Raw genomic sequence first — 16546 nt, forward strand, 5'->3', positions numbered from 1 at the left:
TCGCGCGTGCTCAGCCCTGGGTGCGGGCCACTCCGATCGGGCAGCTGGCGCCGGTGCCGCCGAGGCCGCAGTAGCCGTTCGGGTTCTTGGCGTCGGACAGGTACTGCTGGTGGTAGGGCTCGGCCGGGTAGAACGGGCCGGCCGGGCCGGTCTCGGTGGTGATCGGGCCCAGGCCGATCGCGGTCAGCGCGGGCTGGAAGGCCGCCTGCGAGGCGGCCAGCTCGGCGGCCTGCGCCGGGGTGTGGGCGTACGCGGCGGAGCGGTACTGGGTGCCCTGGTCGTTGCCCTGCCGGAACCCCTGGGTCGGGTCGTGCGCCTCCCAGAAGGTCTTCAGCAGCGTCCCGTACGAGACCAGCGCCGGGTCGTAGACCACCCGGACCGCCTCGGTGTGGCCGGTCAGACCGCTGCACACCTCCTCGTAGGTCGGGTGCGGGGTGTGCCCGCCCTGGTAGCCGACCAGGGTGGTCCACACCCCGTCCAGCTCCCAGAACTTCCGCTCGGCGCCCCAGAAACAGCCCATCGCGAAGTCGGCCGTCTCCAGCCCTGCGGGGTAGGGGCCGGCCAGCGCGGTGCCGAGCACGGTGTGCGGCTCGGTCAGGGTGAACAGCGGGGCCGCCCGGCCGGGCAGGGCCTGCTCGGCGGTGACCAGCTCGCTCTTGTGACGGTTGAACAGCACGGCTGCTCCCAGTGCTCGGGGGACGGTGCCCTGTGCAACGCCCGGCGGCCGCCCGGGATTCCACCGGGACGGCCGCCGGGCGGCGGTCAGCGGGAGAGCGCGACCACGGTCCTGGCCCGGAGCTCGACGAACTCGTCCGGGTCGCCCAGGAACGGGGCGGGGATCACCGGTCCGAGCGCCTGGAACTGGGCCAGCGCCTCGGCGTGCCGGCCCTGGCCGGCCAGGAAGCGGACCACCCGGCCACGGGCGGCGGGCAGCTCCGGGTGGTCCGGCCGGGCGGCCGCGATGTCCGCCAGCACGGCGTCGACGGCGGCCCGCAGCTCGGCGGAGGTCCGGCTCGCGGCGTCGTCGTACTGCTCCTCGTACGCGTCCAGCTTGAGCGTGCCGAGCAGGCTGCCGGCCGGGGCGGCGGCGATCGCCTCGTCCACGAAGGCGTGCATCAGGTCGTTGCTGCCGTGCCACTTGCGGCACCAGTACTGCATCGCCTGCCAGTGGGCGTCCCGGTTCAGCGGGGCCCGCTTGACCGCCTTGGCCCAGAACATCCGGAAGTCGTCGTTCGACCAGTTGTCGCCCCGGGCCAGCGCGAGCTGGGCCAGGTACGGGCTCGGGTCGGCGGGTGCGGCCAGCGCGACGGCCTCGGCCGCGGCCTCGGTGGCCTGCTGGAGCTTGCGCCTGAAGCCGTCCCGCATCTCGTCGGTGACCGTGTTGGCGTAGCCGGAACCCCGGATCGCCCAGCCGGCGTGGACCAGTGCCTCCACGTGCAGCGCGGCGGCGTCGGAGTTCTCCGGCTGCTCCATCCGCCAGGCGTTCAGCCAACCGTCGTCGTGGGCGGCCTGGTTGACGAAGAGTTCGGTCCGGCTCCAGCGCTCGTCCCAGTCGGTGCCGGCCGCCTCGATGTAGGCGGCGGCCTCCCGCCAGCTGCCGTCCCGGACGGCGGACAGCGCGATTCGGGCGTCGTCGTCGACCGTGGTGCGGCCGAGCACCAGGCCCTGGTTGGGCACCAGCCCGAACTGGGAGGCGCGGGCCGGGTCGGCCAGCACCTCGGCGTGGCTCACGCCGGCGGCCCGCTTGGCCTTCAGCGACTTGAACAGGGTGAACAGCAACGCGCAGACGGCGATGGTGAGGAACAGCATGCGTGGGGACTCCGGTGGTTCAGTGAGCGGCCGGGACGGGCCCGGCGGTGGTGAGCAGGGTGCGCAGCGGCGCGGTGTCCGGGACGTCCGCGACCGCGGCGTCCAGGGCGGCGGAGAAGGTCTCGTCCCAGCTGTCGGGCAGGTGCAGGACGGCGGCGGTGGACCAGGAGAACTCCCAGTGCGCCCGGCCCGATTCGGCCAGCGCCAGCACGGTGAGCCGGCCCAGGGTGGACCGGAAGACCGGGCGGGCCGCCTCGCGGGCGGCCAGGCCGGTCGGGGCGACGGCCTGCTCGTCGCGCGGCAGCCGGCCGGCCAGCTCCCAGGTGCGGCCGGCGTCGATCGCGTCCAGCAGCGCCTCGACCGTGCCGGGCAGCCCGGCGGAGGTGAGCGCGGTCAGGATCGGCTGGCAGTCCTCCCGGCAGTCGGTCAGGCAGACGGTCTGCACCAGCTCCGGCCAGGCCACCCGGCGCTTGGTCGCGGCCTCGGGCACCAGGCAGACCGACTCCAGCGCGGCCAGCGTCCGTTCGGCCTCGTGCAGCAGCACCAGCGCGGGGCCGGAGCCCTCGGCGGCCCGGCCGTCGTCGGGCAGCGCCTCGATCGCGGCCACCCGCTGGGCGATCGGCGGGTGCGAGTCGTACGGGTCGGCCTCCTCCTCGGCGGGCTCCAGGGCCAGCTCGGCCAGCTCCTGACGGCGCTTCGGGTCGGCGAGCAGCTCGGCCAGCCCGCCGTACACCTGACCCGGCATCGGGAGCAGGCCGGCGGACCACCCGATGGTGGCGTACCGGTGCAGGTAGAAGCTCTCGGCGGCGTCCAGCAGCGGCAGCCGGCGCAGCGCGGCGGCGGTGGCGTCCCGCCCGGCGATCGCGGCGGCGGACCGGTCGGCGGCGTACTCCTGACGGCGGCTCACCGACTCGGAGACCCGGAAGTACAGCTTGGCGTACTGGGTGAAGAGCTTGGCCAGCGCCCGGTCGACACCGCCGCCGGCCTTCTCCTCGGTGACCTTCTTGCCCTTGGCCAGCCGCTTCGCGGCCTTCGCCCTGAGCTCGGCCTGCTGCTGGGCCTGGTGGCCGTCGGCCCGCGCGTGCAGGCCGTGGATGGTGTGCAGGATCGCGCTCCGCCCGGCCACCGTGACGCCGGCCAGCCGGACGTCGCGGTTGCTGTAGTGGCCGAACTCGTGGGCCAGCACCGAGTCCAGCTCGGCCTCGGTCAGGCCGATCAGCAGCGGGGCGCCGATCACCAGGTGCCGCTTGCCGGGGATCAGCCCGAGCAGCTTGGTGTCCTCCCGGACACCCGCGTTGACCTCGGGGATCAGCCGGATCTCGGCCGGTCCGCGGACGCCGGTCCGCTCGGCGATCCGGTCCACCCTGGCCCACAGCTCAGGCTGCTGCTCGCGGGTCACCGGCAGGCCGTACGCCTCGCCCCGCTCGCGCGGACGGCGGGTCAGGAAGACCACCCGGAGCACGGGGTAGGCGACGGCCAGGCTGAGCAGGATCAGCTTGCCGATCGCCGGGTTCAGCCGCCCGGTCTCCACGACCAGGGCGACGTCGGCGCCCAGGACGCCGAGCACCAGGCCGGCCGCGAGCAGGTAGAAGCCGACCAGCATGGCGACCGCGAGGGCGGCCCGTCCGGCCGTGCTCATTCCGGTGGGTCGCGCGGGCGTGCCCATGCGTTCCTCCCCCTTTGACGTTCCGTCCGCACCCTGAACATGTGTGCGGGAAGTGCAGATCGTAGCCGCCCGGCGCGTCGCACTTGACGGGTGGTCGGCACCGCGGGCGCTCTGCCCGCCCTTGGCCCGTTTCGCCCCCGCGTCGGGCTGATCCGGCGGGAACCCTCGGACAGGCCCTAGGCTCAGCGGTATGACCGAGCACCAGCTTCCCCAGGGCTTCGAGACTCTCGCCATCCACGCGGGTCAGGAAGCAGATCCCCAGACCGGGGCCGTCGTCACGCCGATCTACCAGGTGTCCACCTACAAGCAGGACGGCGTCGGCGGCCTCCGGAACGGCTACGAGTACAGCCGCTCCGCCAACCCCACCCGTACCGCGCTCGAGGAGTGCCTGGCCGCGATCGAGGGCGGCGCCCGCGGCCTCGCCTTCGCCTCCGGCCTGGCCGCCGAGGACACCCTGCTGCGCACCGTGCTGAAGCCGGGCGACCACATCGTCATCCCGAACGACGCCTACGGCGGCACCTTCCGGCTGTTCGCCAAGGTGCTCACCCGCTGGGGCGTCGAGTTCTCCGTCGCGGACACCCAGAACCTGGCGGCGGTCCGGGACGCGCTGCGCCCCAACACCCGTGCGCTCTGGGTGGAGACCCCCTCCAACCCGCTGCTCGGCATCTCCGACATCGCCGGGCTGGCCGAGGTGGCCCACCGGGCCGGTGCGCTGCTGGTGGTGGACAACACCTTCGCCAGCCCGTACCTGCAGCAGCCGCTGTCGTTCGGCGCGGACGTGGTGGTGCACTCGACCACCAAGTACATGGGCGGCCACTCCGACGTGGTCGGCGGCGCCCTGGTGGCGGCCGAGGCCGGTCTCGGCGAGGAACTGGCGTACCACCAGAACGCGATGGGCGCGGTGGCCGGGCCGTTCGACGCCTGGCTGGTGCTGCGCGGCATCAAGACCCTCGGGGTCCGGATGGACCGGCACAGCTCCAACGCCGCGAAGGTCGCCGAGCTGCTCTCCGCCCACCCCAAGGTCAGCCAGGTGATCTACCCCGGGCTGCCCTCGCACCCCGGGCACGACATCGCCGCCAAGCAGATGAAGGCGTTCGGCGGGATGGTCTCGTTCCGGGTCAACGGTGGCGAGCAGGCCGCGGTGGACGTCTGCAACCGGGCCGAACTGTTCACCCTCGGCGAGTCGCTGGGCGGTGTCGAGTCGCTGATCGAGCACCCGGGGCGGATGACGCACGCCTCGGTCGCGGGCTCCGCCCTTGAGGTGCCGGCCGACCTGATCCGGGTCTCGGTCGGCATCGAGTCGATCGACGACCTGCTCGCGGACCTCACCCGCGCCCTGGGCTGACGCCCTACGATCCAGGGGCTCGGGGCTCTGCCGATGTGCGGCTCCGCCGGGTGGGCGAGGAGATCTGGTGCGCTCGGGTCACTGCGAAAGTGCCTGACCACCCACGCACGCGTGACCTTTTCCGAGGCCGGCGTCGCAGTTCCCCGAGCCCCTGTCTGCCGGACCGTCTGCCTCGAAGAGGACGTATGCACAACTGGCCGATCACCCTGGACGACGTCCGTGGTGCGCAGAAGATGCTCGCCGGGGTCGCCCGGGTCACGCCGATGGAGAGCAGCCGCTACCTGGCGGGGCTGATCGGTGCGCCGGTACACCTGAAGTGCGAGAACCTGCAGCGCACCGGTTCGTTCAAGCTGCGCGGCGCGTACGTCCGGATCGCCGGGCTGTCGCCGGTGGAGCGGGCCGGCGGCGTGGTGGCGGCGAGCGCGGGCAACCACGCGCAGGGGGTGGCGCTGGCCGCCTCGCTGCTCGGGGTGCGGTCGACGGTCTTCATGCCGCTGGCGGCCCCGCTCCCCAAGGTGGCGGCGACCAGGGACTACGGCGCCGAGGTCCGGCTGCACGGCAGCACCGTGGACGAGGCGCTGAACGCGGCGCAGCAGTACGCGGACGCTACCGGCGCGGTGTTCATCCACCCGTTCGACCACTGGGACGTCGTCACCGGCCAGGCCACCGTCGGCCTGGAGATCCTGGAGCAGTGCCCGGAGGTCCGCACCATCCTGGTCGGAGTGGGCGGCGGCGGGCTGCTGGCGGGGATCGCGGCGGCGGTCAAGCCGCTCCGCCCGGACGTTCAGGTGATCGGGGTGCAGGCGGCCAACGCCGCCGCGTACCCGCCCTCGCTGGCGGCGGGGCGGCCGGTCTCGCTGGAGCGGTTCGCCACCATGGCGGACGGGATCATGGTGGGCCGACCGGGTGACATTCCGTTCGAGGTGGTGAACACCCTGGCGGACGGCGTCCGGACGGTCTCCGAGGAGGGGCTGTCCCGGGCGCTGCTGCTCAGCCTGGAGCGGCTCAAACTGGTGGTCGAACCGGCCGGGGCGAGTCCGCTGGCCGCGCTGCTGGAGCATCCGGAGACCTTCCAGGGCCCGGTGGTGGCGGTGCTCTCGGGCGGCAACATCGACCCGCAGCTGATGCAACGGGTGCTGCGGCACGGGCTGGTGGCGGCGGGCCGGTACCTGTCGATCCGGGTCCGGCTGACCGACAAGCCGGGGGCGCTGGCCGATCTGCTGGCGGTGCTCACCGGGGTGGACGCCAACGTGCTGGACATCGCGCACGTCCGGATCGACCCCCGGCTGGGGCTGACCGAGGTCGAGGTGGACCTGCACCTGGAGACCAAGGGGCCCGAGCACTGCGCCGCGGTGCTGGGCGACCTCCGGCACGCGGGCTACGTGGTCACCCAGTAGCGCCCGGGAGCGCCGACAACCGGAAAACCAGGGGCGGTTGTCAGTCCGAGCTGAGAGGGTGTCAGCGCGGATCGGCTCCGCGCTGCCTTCACTGCGCCGTGCGCCTGATCCTTGACGCGATATATCGCGAGCTGTCATTCTCGCGATGCATCGCGTTTCTCCGATGTCACTCCCCGGCATGGATTCCGGTTCGCCCGGGTATTCCCCTCGGGTCAGAGTGGACATATCAGTCATATCGTCAGAGGAGATGAGGCAGGCTCATGGCGCCAGCCATCCAAGCCGAGAACCTGGTCAAGACCTTCGGTGACGTACGTGCCCTCGACGGCGTCAGCCTCGACGTCCCCGAGGGCACGGTGCTCGGACTGCTCGGCCCGAACGGCGCCGGCAAGACCACCACCGTCCGGGTACTCACCACCCTGCTCCGCCCCGACTCCGGCCGTGCCGTGGTCGCCGGGGTGGACGTGCTGAAGCACCCGAACAAGGTGCGCAGCCTGATCGGCCTCTCCGGTCAGTACGCCGCCGTCGACGAGTACCTGACGGGCCGTGAGAACCTGCAGATGGTCGGCGAGCTCTACCAGATGAGCGTGCGGGACGCGAAGGCCCGCGCCCGCGAGCTGCTGGAGTGGTTCAACCTCAGCGAGGCCGCCGACCGCACCGCCAAGACCTACTCCGGCGGCATGCGCCGCCGGCTCGACCTGGCGGCCGCGCTGGTGGTCCGGCCCCCGGTGATGTTCCTGGACGAGCCGACCACGGGTCTGGACCCGCGCAACCGGCTCGCGCTCTGGGAGGTCATCGAGACCCTGGTCGAGCAGGGCACCACCCTGCTGCTGACCACCCAGTACCTGGAGGAGGCCGACCGCCTCGCCCACGACATCGCGGTGGTCGACCACGGCAAGGTGATCGCCCGCGGCACCGCCGACCAGCTCAAGGCTCAGATCGGCGGCGAGCGGGTCGAGGTGGTGGTGCACGAGCGGGACGACGTGACCGAGGCGCTGGCCGCGCTGGCGCCGTACGCCAAGGGCGACCCGACGCTGGAGAAGAACACCCGGAAGATCACCGTGCCGGTCAGCGGTGGCGCCAAGGTGCTCGCCGACGTGATCCGCGAGCTGGACGCGCGCTCGATCGAGATCGACGACATCGGCCTGCGCCGCCCGACCCTGGACGACGTGTTCCTCTCGCTGACCGGCCATGCCACCGTCGCGGAGACCGAGGACGAGGACGAGCAGCCCGGCAAGGGCCGCAAGAGCCTCGGGAAGGACGCCTGATGACCACGGCCACCGAACATGCGATCGGCGGCGCCGTCCCGCAGCAGCGGCACGGGGTCAGCGCGATGCTGCACGACTCCTGGGTGATCGCCAAGCGCAACCTGCGCCGGATGACCCGGATCCCGGAGATCGTGGTCTTCGGGCTGATGCAGCCGGTGATGTTCGTGCTGCTGTTCTCGTACGTGATGGGCGGGGCGATCCAGATCCCCGGCACCAGTGCGAGTGCCAGCACCTACACCCAGTTCCTGATGGCGGGCATCTTCGCCCAGACCGTCACCTTCGCGGTGGCCGGCGCCTCGGCCGGTATCGCGGAGGACATGACCAAGGGGCTGGTGGACCGGTTCCGCTCGCTCCCGATGACCCGCTCCGCCGTGCTGGTCGGCCGCACGCTGGCCGACCTGGTGCAGACCGCGTTCACCCTGCTGGTGCTGATGATCGTCGCGGTGCTGGTCGGCTGGCGGATCCACGAGGGCTTCCTGAAGGCGCTCGGCGCGTTCGGGCTGCTGCTCCTGCTGGGCTACGCGTTCTCCTGGATCGGCGCGCTGATCGGTCTGTCGGTGCGCAGCCCGGAGGCGGCCACCTCGGCCGGTCTGATCTGGCTGTTCCCGCTGACCTTCATCTCGAACGCCTTCGTCCCGGTCAGCTCGATGCCGGGCTGGTTGCAGCCGGTCGCCTACTGGAACCCGTTCAGCGCGACGGTGCAGGCCTGCCGCGACCTGTTCGGCAACCAGGTCGGCCCGGTCACCGGCGGCTGGCCGATGGAGAACGCGGCGCTGCTCTCGGTGCTGTGGTCGCTGGCCATCATGGCCTTCTTCTCCTGGCTGTCGGTCCGCAAGTACCGCTCCGCGGTCGGTTGAGCGGGGTCCGCTCCGCGGTCGGTTGAGCGGGGTCCGCTCCGCGGTCGGTTGAGCGGGGTCCGCTCCGCAGTCGGTTGAGCCGGGTCCGCCCTGCCACTGGCTGAGCACCCCCGTACGCACGCGAGCGGCGGCCGTCCCCTTTCGATGGGGGCGGCCGCCGCTCGGGCGTGTCGGGGGATCAGGCGTGCGGCTTGGCCGCGATCACCTTGACCATCGCGCGCTTGCCGTTCGGCAGCTCGTAGTGCGCCTCGTCGCCGATCTTCTTGCCGTCGATGGCCGAGCCGAGCGGGGACTGCGGGGAGTAGACGTCCACCTCGGAGGCGCCCGCCATCTCGCGGGAGCCGAGCAGGAAGACCATGGTGTCGTCCTCGTCGCCGTCGAAGGCGATCGTCACGACCATGCCGGGGGCCACCACGCCGGAGTCCGCCGGGGCCTCGCCGACCTTGGCCCGCTCCAGCAGCTGGGTGAGCTGGCGGATCCGCAGCTCGCCCTTGCCCTGGTCGTCCCGGGCCGCGTGGTAACCGGCGTTCTCCTTGAGGTCGCCCTCCTCGCGGGCCGCCTCGATCTTCTTGACGATCTCGGCGCGCCACGGGCCGGTCATGTAGTCCAGCTCGGCCTTGAGCTGGTCGTAGCCGGACTGAGTGAGCCAGGTCACGTTCTCGCTGGTCTGGGTCACAGGTGCTCCTCGTAGGTGCTGGGCTGCGCTGAGGGTTGGTGTCAGCCGGGAACGGGGCGTACTACAAAGCAACGCCCGCACTCCTGCCGTCCGGCCGGAGAGGGGCGAAACCACGACCCTAACAATTTCCGGACCGGAGCGGGAGGGCCATCGGCGCGTTCCCGCCGGTGGTACCCGGTACGGATGCCCGGTCCCGGCCTCGAATATGCGCCCGAACGGATTACTTGCCGGGGGCGCAACCGAGCAGTTCGGCGGCGGTGGCGCGAGCGGTGGTGCGCAGCGTGACCACCTCGTCGTAGCGCGATCCGGCGGCCGGGATCGGGAAGTCGTGCAGCCCGACCACGCCGCCGTCCTCGGACTGCGCGCGGACGGTGCAGACCCCCGCCGTGCCGTCGTCCTTGAGCACCGAGAGCTGCACCTGGATCGCCTCGGCCGAGACCACCTGGAAGCCGGGCATCAGACCGTTCATGACCGAGCCCTTGGAGACGTAGCTGACGCCCATCCAGCCGACCAGGGCCAGGCCGAGCGCGCCGCAGACCAGGCCGGTGATCCGCAGCCGCCGGTCGGCCTCGCGGTCGCCGCGCTTGCCGTAGCGGGCGGGGGCGACGGTCGTACGTCCGGAGTCCATGGTCGGCTCAGTCCTTTCGACGAGGGGCCCACGGTCCACCGGGGGAATGGACGGGCCCTCCGGTCAGTCACTATAGGAGGGCAGCATCCGCGCCGGACGCGGCGGGGGACCGGCCCGACGAACCGGATGATTCCCGGAAGGAACCAGGCGTTGACTGAGCAGTTGCGACTGATGGCGGTACACGCGCACCCGGACGACGAGTCCAGCAAGGGCGCCGCCACCATGGCCATGTACGTCTCACAGAGGGTGGACGTGCTGGTCGCCACCTGCACCGGCGGTGAGCGTGGCTCGATTCTCAACCCCAAGCTCCAGGGCGACCCGTGGGTCGAGGAGAACATCCACGAGGTGCGCCGGAAGGAGATGGACGCCGCCCGCGAGATCCTCGGCGTCAAGCAGGAATGGCTCGGCTTCGTCGACTCCGGCCTGCCGGAGGGCGACCCGCTGCCGCCGCTGCCCGAGGGCTGCTTCGCGCTCCAGGAGGTGGCCGAGGCGGCCGCCCCGCTGGTGAAGCTGATCCGCGAGTTCCGCCCGCACGTGATCACCACGTACGACGAGAACGGCGGCTACCCGCACCCCGACCACATCATGACCCACAAGATCACCATGGCCGCCTTCGACGCCGCCGGTGACCCGGACGCCTACCCCGAGGCCGGCGCGCCCTGGCAGCCGTCCAAGGTCTACTACAACCACGGCTTCCCGATGGGCCGGATCCGGGCGATGCACGCCTACCTGACCGAGAACGACCTCGAGTCGCCGTACGGCGAGTGGATCGAGGGGTGGGAGAAGAGCGGCCGCAAGGAGCGCGAGATCACCACCCGGGTGGTCTGCGACGCGTGGTTCGAGACCCGGGACCGCGCACTGATCGCGCACGCCACCCAGATCGACCCGGACGGCCCGTGGTTCCGGATCCCGATCGAGGTCCAGACGAAGGTCTGGCCGACCGAGGACTACGAGCTGGTCCGCTCGCTGGTGGACACCGACCTCCCCGAGGACGACCTGTTCGCCGGCCTGCGCACCGCCGTCACCACCGCCTGACACCCCGACCCGCACCCACCCCGGTGACCCGGCCCGCGTAGGGCCGGGTCACCATGGGAGACATGAGCACCCCGATGCACCTCACCACTCTCGCCGCCGAGACCTTCGACAAGGCCAAGGTGACGCCCGGTCTGCTGGGCTTCGTGGTCTTCGCCGTCCTCGGCGTCGCCACCTGGTTCCTGGTCAAGTCGATGAACAAGCAGTTCGGCCGGGTGAACTTCGTCGAGGAGCCCGAGCAGCCCAAGGACTGACACCCGTCAGAGGGCGTTCAGCTCGATCTGGACTGCGAACGGTGCGACGGCCTTCACCGAGCCGAACACCTCGCCGTCCTGGTACGCGCTGCTCGCCGGATCGAAAAAGTAGGTGTACACCAGCGGCACGGCGGTGGTGGCCGACTTGACCCTCCAGTAGAAGGCAATTCCTGCCTTCGCGTATTGGTCGACCTTTACCCCAATTCCAGGTGGCCTCCGTGGAGGAACCTGAGCAGCCGAAGGACTTCGTGTCACCACCCTCGATCCCGAGCGCCGATGCGTAAGGATGGGGGCATGCCGAACCGTCCGGCGGACGCGACCTCGCCGTATCTGCAGCAGCACGCCGACGACCCGGTGGGCTGGTGTCCTGGGGGCCGGCGGCCTTCGAGGAGGCGGCGCGGGGTGCCGGTGCTGATGAGCGTCGGGTACGCGGCGTGCCACTGGTGCCAATGACTTAACACAACAAGGTAGTCCTGACCGGCGACTTTGTCAGAAGGTAGTTGAGTCGGCACCTATGGTGATCGGTCGGACCGGGATAGGAACGCTTGGGTCGAAGATCAGTGCACCCTCGCTGCTCTGCACCCCCGCAGTGGACCCCGTACGAGGCCGTGGCCCCATATCCTGAGAGGCGACAGGAAGGAGCCGTTGATGAGCGTCGACGCGGTCATGCACACCGAGTTCCCCGCTGGGTACGTGGTCTTCTTCGGTATCGACGGGAAGGTGATCATGACTCCGCAGAGTTTTGAGCACTCCAGCACCATCAAGTCGATGCAGATCGACTCGCTCTCGCTCGGCCGGCATGCGAAGACCGCCTCCGACGTGTACATCGACTTCCCAGCGGACGAGAACTCTGCCCCGGACTTTGCGATCTTGCGAGAGGACGCGCAGCGGCAGGGCAAGCGCTACAGCTTCGAGGACGTGCAGCTCATCGCCGAGGTGGTGTCGGCCTCCTCCGCTCGCAAGGACTACGACGACTGCACCGCGAAGTACGGCCGGTACGGCATCCCGGTCTACGTGGTGGTCGACCCGTACGCCGCGGAGGTCGTCGTCCACACCCAGCCCACCGGCTCCGGCTACATCGCGGCCCACACGCACAAGTACGGCTCGGGCAAGCTGCCCATCGAGCTGGCCGACGGCCGGACCTACACTCTCGACCTGGACGAGTTGCCCAGCCCTGAGGCCGACTCTCACTGATTGCGCTGGCCGTTCACTCAAGTGACCTGAAGTCGGCTCGCGCGTCGGTGCTCCGCCCTAAGCGTTGCCGAACGGGTCAGGAGGGGGCGAGATGCCAAAGGTTCTAGAAAGTCGGCGTGTTGGCCGCGTGGCGGTGAACGAGGTGCGTTCGCTGCTGGAGCGGCACGGCCACATCGTGCAGGAGATTGACGGTGTGAACGACCACGGAGAGGACTTGCACGTCACCTTTGTCCGGGACGGGCAGCGTACGGCGGACTCCCTCGCGGTGCAGGTCAAGGGCGGGGTTTCTGTGCGTACCCGGAGGGGACACCGCGTCCAGGTCGGGGATCACGGGGACAACTGGCGCGACGGCACTCTCCCCGTGCTCTGTGTAGTCCATGATCCCGAGCGAGGCGGTCTCTTCTGGGCCAACGCGACCCGCCAACTCCGCCGTGCCGAAGCATTGCGAAAGACACTGAAGTCCGTAGTCCTCCCGCGGGATTCCCTGCTGGACGATGACACCGCCGAAGCCTTCGTGCAGCGAATGCGGAGCTACCTCCGCTGGGAGCGGGAGGGTATCGGCAGGTGGGCAGACATGGCAGACGTGGAGTTCGCGCCGGACGACATCGTCAAGCCGTTCATGAACGACTGTGGCGAGCCTATGGTCTTCTGGCAGAAACGCGGGGAGCAGTTTGCCGTACTGCTCCACCACGATCTCGACTGGGAGCCTGTGAACATCGAGGAGCGGATGCTCTACTTCAGCCCCATACCGTTCATCGGGAACATCATTCTCGACGAAGCCGAAGCGCATTGGCTCATGGGTTGCTTCAAAGCCACCGAATGGTGGCGCCGCCCGCTTGAATCGGACGGCACGGCCTGACGCTTGACGATCGGGTAGCTGCCCCGAGTGGTGCGCGTGGATCTCTTCCCGCCGGGGTGCCAGACTGGCAGGCATGAACCGGTTGGCCAACGCGACCTCTCCGTACCTGCAGCAGCACGCCGACAACCCCGTGGACTGGTGGGAGTGGTCGCCCGAGGCGTTCGCGGAGGCCGAGCGGCGCGGGGTGCCGGTGCTGCTGAGCGTCGGGTACGCGGCGTGCCACTGGTGCCAATGACTTAACACAACCAGGTAGTCCTGACCTGGGGTGTTTCCGAAAAATTTCGACGCGGATGCGCATAGTGAGCAGCTGAGGCAGGACGTAGACGCCTGCATCGAAGACCAGTTGGCTGTCTTGCCTGAGCGGACGCCCGGGGCAGTACATCAGCGCTTGCCAGCACTTGGAGGGTGATCGCCTCCACTGCCGTTGGCATCGAGTAGGGGGCGCGAGATCGCGGAGCGCACCACGCCGGCTGGTCGGGAGATCGACAGGGCCGGAGCCGTATCGGAGTCCGCCGACCTGGTCCGATGGTGATCGTTTCGGCATGTCTTCCCTGGTGATCGACTGGAAGGCGTGGCGTCCGCTGGCCTGCCCGCTCTTCCGCCCCCGCTCCGCTTGGTCTTGGCACGTGATGGCTATCGGGCTCCGAGTGTAGGCCGGGTGATGCAGGCCCTATCGAACAGATTGGCGAATTCTTGTTGCCAGGACCTGCGGTCCAGCAGGTGGAGCGTCAGGCGGCGGGCCGAGCAGGCGTAAGCGCGTACTATCCGTCCCGTGTATCTCTGCTACGTCGATGACTCGGGGACCGGCGATGTTCGGACCATGACGGGTCTGCTGATTCCCGCCACTGGCTGGAACGATCTTCTTCACTGCTGGCTGGAGGGCCGCCGTGAGGTCGAGAGGACCTGGGGGGTGCCGAAGAACGCAGAGCTTCATGCGGTCAAGCTGGTCAAAGGCCGGGGCACCTTCTGCAGCACGGCCGAACAGGAGAAGCAGTTCAGCAAGCCTGCCCGGATCCGGGCACACGAGATGATGCTTCAGCGCCTGGCGCGGTGTGAGCAGTTGGTTGTGACCACGGTTGCATGCCGTACGAAGGTTCACACGGATGTCTATCGGTGCTTCGTCGAACACATAGAACGGTGGGCGGCCGAGCGTGACACCCACGTGTTGATCGTCCTTGACGGAAACCCGGGACCGGAGGACAGTGACAGGCTTTCCGGTGAGGCTGCGGCTGAGGCATGGAGGCAGGCCGTACGCAGTGCGGCGCCGTACCGGGACACTCACCGTGGGCTGCCCCTAGCGTCGCGGCGGGTGCTGGAAGACCCGGTTATGCAGGACAGCGCCTACAGCCAGCTCATACAGGCTGCCGACATGGTGGCCTACGCGGCGTTCCACCATCTCGCCCTGGCAGATGCGACACTGTGGCCGAAGCTCAGTCCGGTTGGCCCCATGTCGCGCTCCTACAAGCGCCTCAGCACGCGATGGATGGGGGATCCCGAGCTGGAAGGGTTTGTCTGGGGAGATGTAGAGGCCACTTGACGGCCTGGCTCTCGGGCTGCCAGGCCCGGGAACGCAGAAACCCCCGGGGGAACCGGGGGCCTACGAGGGCAAGATCCCCTGGGCACTCTCAATCGAATGCATGGGACCTTGCATCAATGATTATTGCTTGAGGTTGCTACTCAGGCAAGTGGGCACGAGTATCGGTTCTGAGTAGCCGTTGTCTTTCCGATCGTGACGGGGGCGTTTCCGCTGGTCAGGCATGATGCTGGCGTCTCGGTGGCAGAGACGGGGTGTCGTGTCGTCTCTTCGGTGGAGGTGTCGGATGCCGTCGGTGATGGGGCTGTTGGAGGAGCGCGAGCGTGCTGCTCGGCAGCGGGTGGAGGTCCTGCGGGCCGAGCTGCAGGAGGCGGAAGCCGTGTGGGAGCGGTTCGTGATCGCCCGTCAGACGGTGGCCGAAGTCCTGGCAGAACCTGCTGCGGGCGAGGCGCCGCTGGCCGGAGTGGCCGGTGAACGGCCTGCGCGGGTCGCCGGGGTGGTGCCCGGATCGGTGGTTCCCACCTGGAGGGAAGGGCTCGTTCTCGGCTCGCTGGCGCCGGACTACCAGCGGCTCGTGGAGGTCCTGGCGGGGAGCGGGCAGGAGATGGACTGCCGGCAGCTCGCGGCGGCCTTGGGTCTGGAGGTGGTTGCGGCGAAGGTCGAGGGAGTGCGGTCGAAGGTGAAGCGCCTGGCCGCGCGGGGCTGGCTGACGGAGGGGCGTCCGGGTATGTTCAGCGTGCTCGCCGGGCGAGTCGTCGGCTCATGACCATGCTCATCGACCACCGGATCATCGCTTCCGAGGTGTCGGTGCGCCTCTCGTAGTCGCGGGCGAGGCGGCGTGAGTGCATCAGCCACGCGAACGTCCGTTCCACCAGCCACCTTTTGGGCAGCACCACGAAGCCGGTGGTGTCGTCGGCGCGTTTGACCACGGTCAGTGCGATCCGCCAGGCGTCGCGGGCGATGTCGACCAGGCGTCCGGTGTAGCCGCCGTCGGCCCACACCAGCGAGATGCGCCAGTGCCGTGCGCGGATCCGGGCCAGCAGGGTGTGGCCGGCCTCGCGGTCGGTGACGGATGCGGCGGTGACCACCACGGCCAGCAGCAGCCCGAGGGTGTCCACGACGATGTGCCGCTTGCGGCCGTTCACCAACTTCGCGCCGTCGAAGCCCCGGCTCGCGGCCGGCACCGACGCCGCTCCTTTCACCGACTGGGAGTCGATGATCCCGGCGGTCGGCTCCGGATCCCGGTCCGCGGCCCGGCGGACCCGCAGCCGCAGCCGGTCGTGGAACTCGGTGACCAGGCCCTTGTCCCGCCAGCGCCGGAAGAAGGCGTAAACGCGGTCCCACGCCGGGAAGTCCGCGGGCACCGCCCTCCAGGCGATGCCGCCGGCGACCAGGTAACGCACGGCGTCGACCAGTTGCCGGTGGCAGTAGCCCTCCGGCTGCCCGCCGCGACCCTCCAACCAGGCCGGGACGGGCATGGCGTCGCGGACGACGGCCCACTCCGCGTCGCTCATGTCGGAGGGGTACCTCGGTCGCCTGTGCGGGCGGTCCCCCGCGTTCCCGAACCGGTGAGCGAGGCAATCACACGACGGAGCGGCGGAGTTGGACGACAACGACGCGGACACGGAAGACTGCAGCACCAGGGGCCTCCTGTTGCTCGGCTGGATTCGACACCCACGAGCTGTGCGGGAGGCCCCACTTTCATGCCCGGCCGGCCAGAACGTCACCCGACCGAGTCAGCAACCTCGAACAAACGCTCACCAAGATCGATAGAGCAACGGCTACTGAGGCTACCCGGCCAGGTAGGCCGCATGAGGAGCTCCGCATCTGGCCGCTGACCTGCCCTGATGGGTCTCGGGAGGTGCCTAAGGGCTGTCCCGTAATTGATCTTTGGGCGGTTCGGGGCAGGGGTGGCCGACCGCTGGTCGGGTTCGACTATGCGGCCTGGATGAGGTTGTGGAGGCGGGCGATGCCGAGGATGGCGTGGTGGACGCCGTCGCCTTTGAGGCGGCAGTCGCGCAGGATCTTCC

At 69.9% G+C, this 16546-nt stretch carries 16 protein-coding genes and 4 pseudogenes; 12 read left to right on the forward strand and 8 right to left on the reverse strand.

Annotation, left to right across the window (positions count from 1 at the left end; all coding sequences use genetic code 11):
• Positions 1 to 10: 10 nt before the first annotated feature.
• The 3 genes from msrA to ACIRPK_RS30995 all read right to left on the reverse strand — a co-directional run bounded on the left by msrA (position 11) and on the right by ACIRPK_RS30995 (position 3475).
• Positions 11 to 676 (reverse strand): peptide-methionine (S)-S-oxide reductase MsrA, encoded by a 666-nt coding sequence (msrA, locus tag ACIRPK_RS30985; protein WP_403044591.1) that lies wholly within the window; start codon positions 674 to 676, stop codon positions 11 to 13.
• 86 nt (positions 677 to 762) lie between these two features.
• On the reverse strand, positions 763 to 1809 hold the full coding sequence (locus ACIRPK_RS30990; protein ID WP_403044593.1) for a hypothetical protein: 1047 nt from the start codon (positions 1807 to 1809) through the stop codon (positions 763 to 765).
• Between the two features lie 19 nt (positions 1810 to 1828).
• Positions 1829 to 3475 (reverse strand): M48 family metalloprotease, encoded by a 1647-nt coding sequence (locus ACIRPK_RS30995; RefSeq protein WP_403044595.1) that lies wholly within the window; start codon positions 3473 to 3475, stop codon positions 1829 to 1831.
• Between the two features lie 190 nt (positions 3476 to 3665).
• On the opposite strand from ACIRPK_RS30995, the gene ACIRPK_RS31000 reads away from it, so the two are divergent.
• The 4 genes from ACIRPK_RS31000 (at position 3666) to ACIRPK_RS31015 (ending at position 8339) form a co-directional block, all read left to right on the forward strand.
• Positions 3666 to 4820, forward strand: a complete 1155-nt coding sequence (locus ACIRPK_RS31000; RefSeq protein ID WP_403044598.1) for a cystathionine gamma-synthase — start codon at positions 3666 to 3668, stop codon at positions 4818 to 4820.
• 185 nt (positions 4821 to 5005) lie between these two features.
• Positions 5006 to 6217, forward strand: a complete 1212-nt coding sequence (ilvA, locus tag ACIRPK_RS31005) for a threonine ammonia-lyase (RefSeq protein ID WP_403044600.1) — start codon at positions 5006 to 5008, stop codon at positions 6215 to 6217.
• Positions 6218 to 6477: 260 nt separating this feature from the next.
• Positions 6478 to 7482, forward strand: coding sequence for an ATP-binding cassette domain-containing protein (locus tag ACIRPK_RS31010; RefSeq protein WP_403044601.1), 1005 nt, complete (start codon positions 6478 to 6480; stop codon positions 7480 to 7482).
• Positions 7482 to 8339, forward strand: coding sequence for an ABC transporter permease (locus ACIRPK_RS31015; RefSeq protein ID WP_403044603.1), 858 nt, complete (start codon positions 7482 to 7484; stop codon positions 8337 to 8339). Before ACIRPK_RS31010 ends, ACIRPK_RS31015 begins: the two co-directional genes overlap by 1 nt.
• A 178-nt stretch (positions 8340 to 8517) precedes the next feature.
• On the opposite strand, the gene greA is transcribed toward ACIRPK_RS31015, so the two are convergent.
• Both greA and ACIRPK_RS31025 read right to left on the reverse strand, forming a co-directional pair.
• Complete coding sequence (greA, locus tag ACIRPK_RS31020) at positions 8518 to 9015, reverse strand: transcription elongation factor GreA (RefSeq protein WP_403044606.1); 498 nt, start codon at positions 9013 to 9015, stop codon at positions 8518 to 8520.
• 220 nt (positions 9016 to 9235) lie between these two features.
• Positions 9236 to 9643: a DUF4307 domain-containing protein gene (locus tag ACIRPK_RS31025; protein WP_403044609.1), complete on the reverse strand. Its 408-nt coding sequence runs from the start codon at positions 9641 to 9643 to the stop codon at positions 9236 to 9238.
• Positions 9644 to 9793: 150 nt separating this feature from the next.
• Here ACIRPK_RS31025 and mca point away from each other — a divergent pair, with 150 nt between their 5' ends.
• Positions 9794 to 10678 (forward strand): mycothiol conjugate amidase Mca, encoded by an 885-nt coding sequence (mca, locus tag ACIRPK_RS31030; RefSeq protein WP_403044612.1) that lies wholly within the window; start codon positions 9794 to 9796, stop codon positions 10676 to 10678.
• A 53-nt stretch (positions 10679 to 10731) separates the two neighbouring features.
• Entirely contained in the window at positions 10732 to 10929 is a 198-nt protein-coding gene (locus ACIRPK_RS31035; protein ID WP_184914864.1) for a hypothetical protein, read from the forward strand.
• Positions 10930 to 10935: 6 nt separating this feature from the next.
• On the opposite strand, the pseudogene ACIRPK_RS31040 reads toward ACIRPK_RS31035, so the two are convergent.
• A pseudogene (locus ACIRPK_RS31040) lies at positions 10936 to 11127 on the reverse strand (Uma2 family endonuclease); the annotation flags it as partial.
• A 96-nt stretch (positions 11128 to 11223) separates the two neighbouring features.
• On the opposite strand from ACIRPK_RS31040, the pseudogene ACIRPK_RS31045 reads away from it, so the two are divergent.
• The 6 genes and pseudogenes from ACIRPK_RS31045 to ACIRPK_RS31070 all read left to right on the forward strand — a co-directional run.
• Positions 11224 to 11376 (forward strand): annotated as a pseudogene (locus ACIRPK_RS31045) (DUF255 domain-containing protein); the annotation flags it as partial.
• 201 nt (positions 11377 to 11577) lie between these two features.
• Positions 11578 to 12123: a Uma2 family endonuclease gene (locus ACIRPK_RS31050; protein ID WP_403044615.1), complete on the forward strand. Its 546-nt coding sequence runs from the start codon at positions 11578 to 11580 to the stop codon at positions 12121 to 12123.
• Between the two features lie 91 nt (positions 12124 to 12214).
• Positions 12215 to 12982 carry a DUF4365 domain-containing protein gene (locus ACIRPK_RS31055; protein ID WP_403044618.1) on the forward strand — a complete coding sequence of 256 codons (768 nt, stop codon included), beginning with the start codon at positions 12215 to 12217 and terminating at the stop codon, positions 12980 to 12982.
• 73 nt (positions 12983 to 13055) lie between these two features.
• Positions 13056 to 13211 (forward strand): annotated as a pseudogene (locus ACIRPK_RS31060) (DUF255 domain-containing protein); the annotation flags it as partial.
• A gap of 543 nt (positions 13212 to 13754) precedes the next feature.
• On the forward strand, positions 13755 to 14519 hold the full coding sequence (locus ACIRPK_RS31065; protein WP_403044620.1) for a DUF3800 domain-containing protein: 765 nt from the start codon (positions 13755 to 13757) through the stop codon (positions 14517 to 14519).
• A gap of 283 nt (positions 14520 to 14802) precedes the next feature.
• Positions 14803 to 15282, forward strand: coding sequence for a hypothetical protein (locus ACIRPK_RS31070; protein WP_403044622.1), 480 nt, complete (start codon positions 14803 to 14805; stop codon positions 15280 to 15282).
• Here ACIRPK_RS31070 and ACIRPK_RS31075 read toward each other — a convergent pair.
• Positions 15248 to 16030, reverse strand: coding sequence for an IS5 family transposase (locus tag ACIRPK_RS31075; RefSeq protein WP_403044624.1), 783 nt, complete (start codon positions 16028 to 16030; stop codon positions 15248 to 15250). The genes ACIRPK_RS31070 and ACIRPK_RS31075 overlap by 35 nt on opposite strands.
• Before the next feature lie 421 nt (positions 16031 to 16451).
• Positions 16452 to 16546: pseudogene (locus ACIRPK_RS31080) on the reverse strand (IS5/IS1182 family transposase); the annotation flags it as partial.

The sequence above is a fragment of the Kitasatospora sp. NPDC101801 genome, assembly GCF_044766665.1.
Classification (GTDB): domain Bacteria; phylum Actinomycetota; class Actinomycetes; order Streptomycetales; family Streptomycetaceae; genus Kitasatospora.

Coding starts and splice junctions, on each gene's coding strand:
- ACIRPK_RS31050 (WP_403044615.1), top strand. CDS start 11,578: ATGAGCGTCGACGCGGTCATGCACACCGAGTTCCCCGCTGGGTACGTG.
- ACIRPK_RS31035 (WP_184914864.1), top strand. CDS start 10,732: ATGGGAGACATGAGCACCCCGATGCACCTCACCACTCTCGCCGCCGAG.
- ACIRPK_RS31000 (WP_403044598.1), top strand. CDS start 3,666: ATGACCGAGCACCAGCTTCCCCAGGGCTTCGAGACTCTCGCCATCCAC.
- ACIRPK_RS31015 (WP_403044603.1), top strand. CDS start 7,482: ATGACCACGGCCACCGAACATGCGATCGGCGGCGCCGTCCCGCAGCAG.
- ACIRPK_RS31010 (WP_403044601.1), top strand. CDS start 6,478: ATGGCGCCAGCCATCCAAGCCGAGAACCTGGTCAAGACCTTCGGTGAC.
- ACIRPK_RS30990 (WP_403044593.1), bottom strand. CDS start 1,809: ATGCTGTTCCTCACCATCGCCGTCTGCGCGTTGCTGTTCACCCTGTTC.
- ilvA (WP_403044600.1), top strand. CDS start 5,006: ATGCACAACTGGCCGATCACCCTGGACGACGTCCGTGGTGCGCAGAAG.
- ACIRPK_RS31025 (WP_403044609.1), bottom strand. CDS start 9,643: ATGGACTCCGGACGTACGACCGTCGCCCCCGCCCGCTACGGCAAGCGC.
- ACIRPK_RS31075 (WP_403044624.1), bottom strand. CDS start 16,030: ATGAGCGACGCGGAGTGGGCCGTCGTCCGCGACGCCATGCCCGTCCCG.
- ACIRPK_RS30995 (WP_403044595.1), bottom strand. CDS start 3,475: ATGGGCACGCCCGCGCGACCCACCGGAATGAGCACGGCCGGACGGGCC.
- ACIRPK_RS31070 (WP_403044622.1), top strand. CDS start 14,803: ATGCCGTCGGTGATGGGGCTGTTGGAGGAGCGCGAGCGTGCTGCTCGG.
- ACIRPK_RS31055 (WP_403044618.1), top strand. CDS start 12,215: ATGCCAAAGGTTCTAGAAAGTCGGCGTGTTGGCCGCGTGGCGGTGAAC.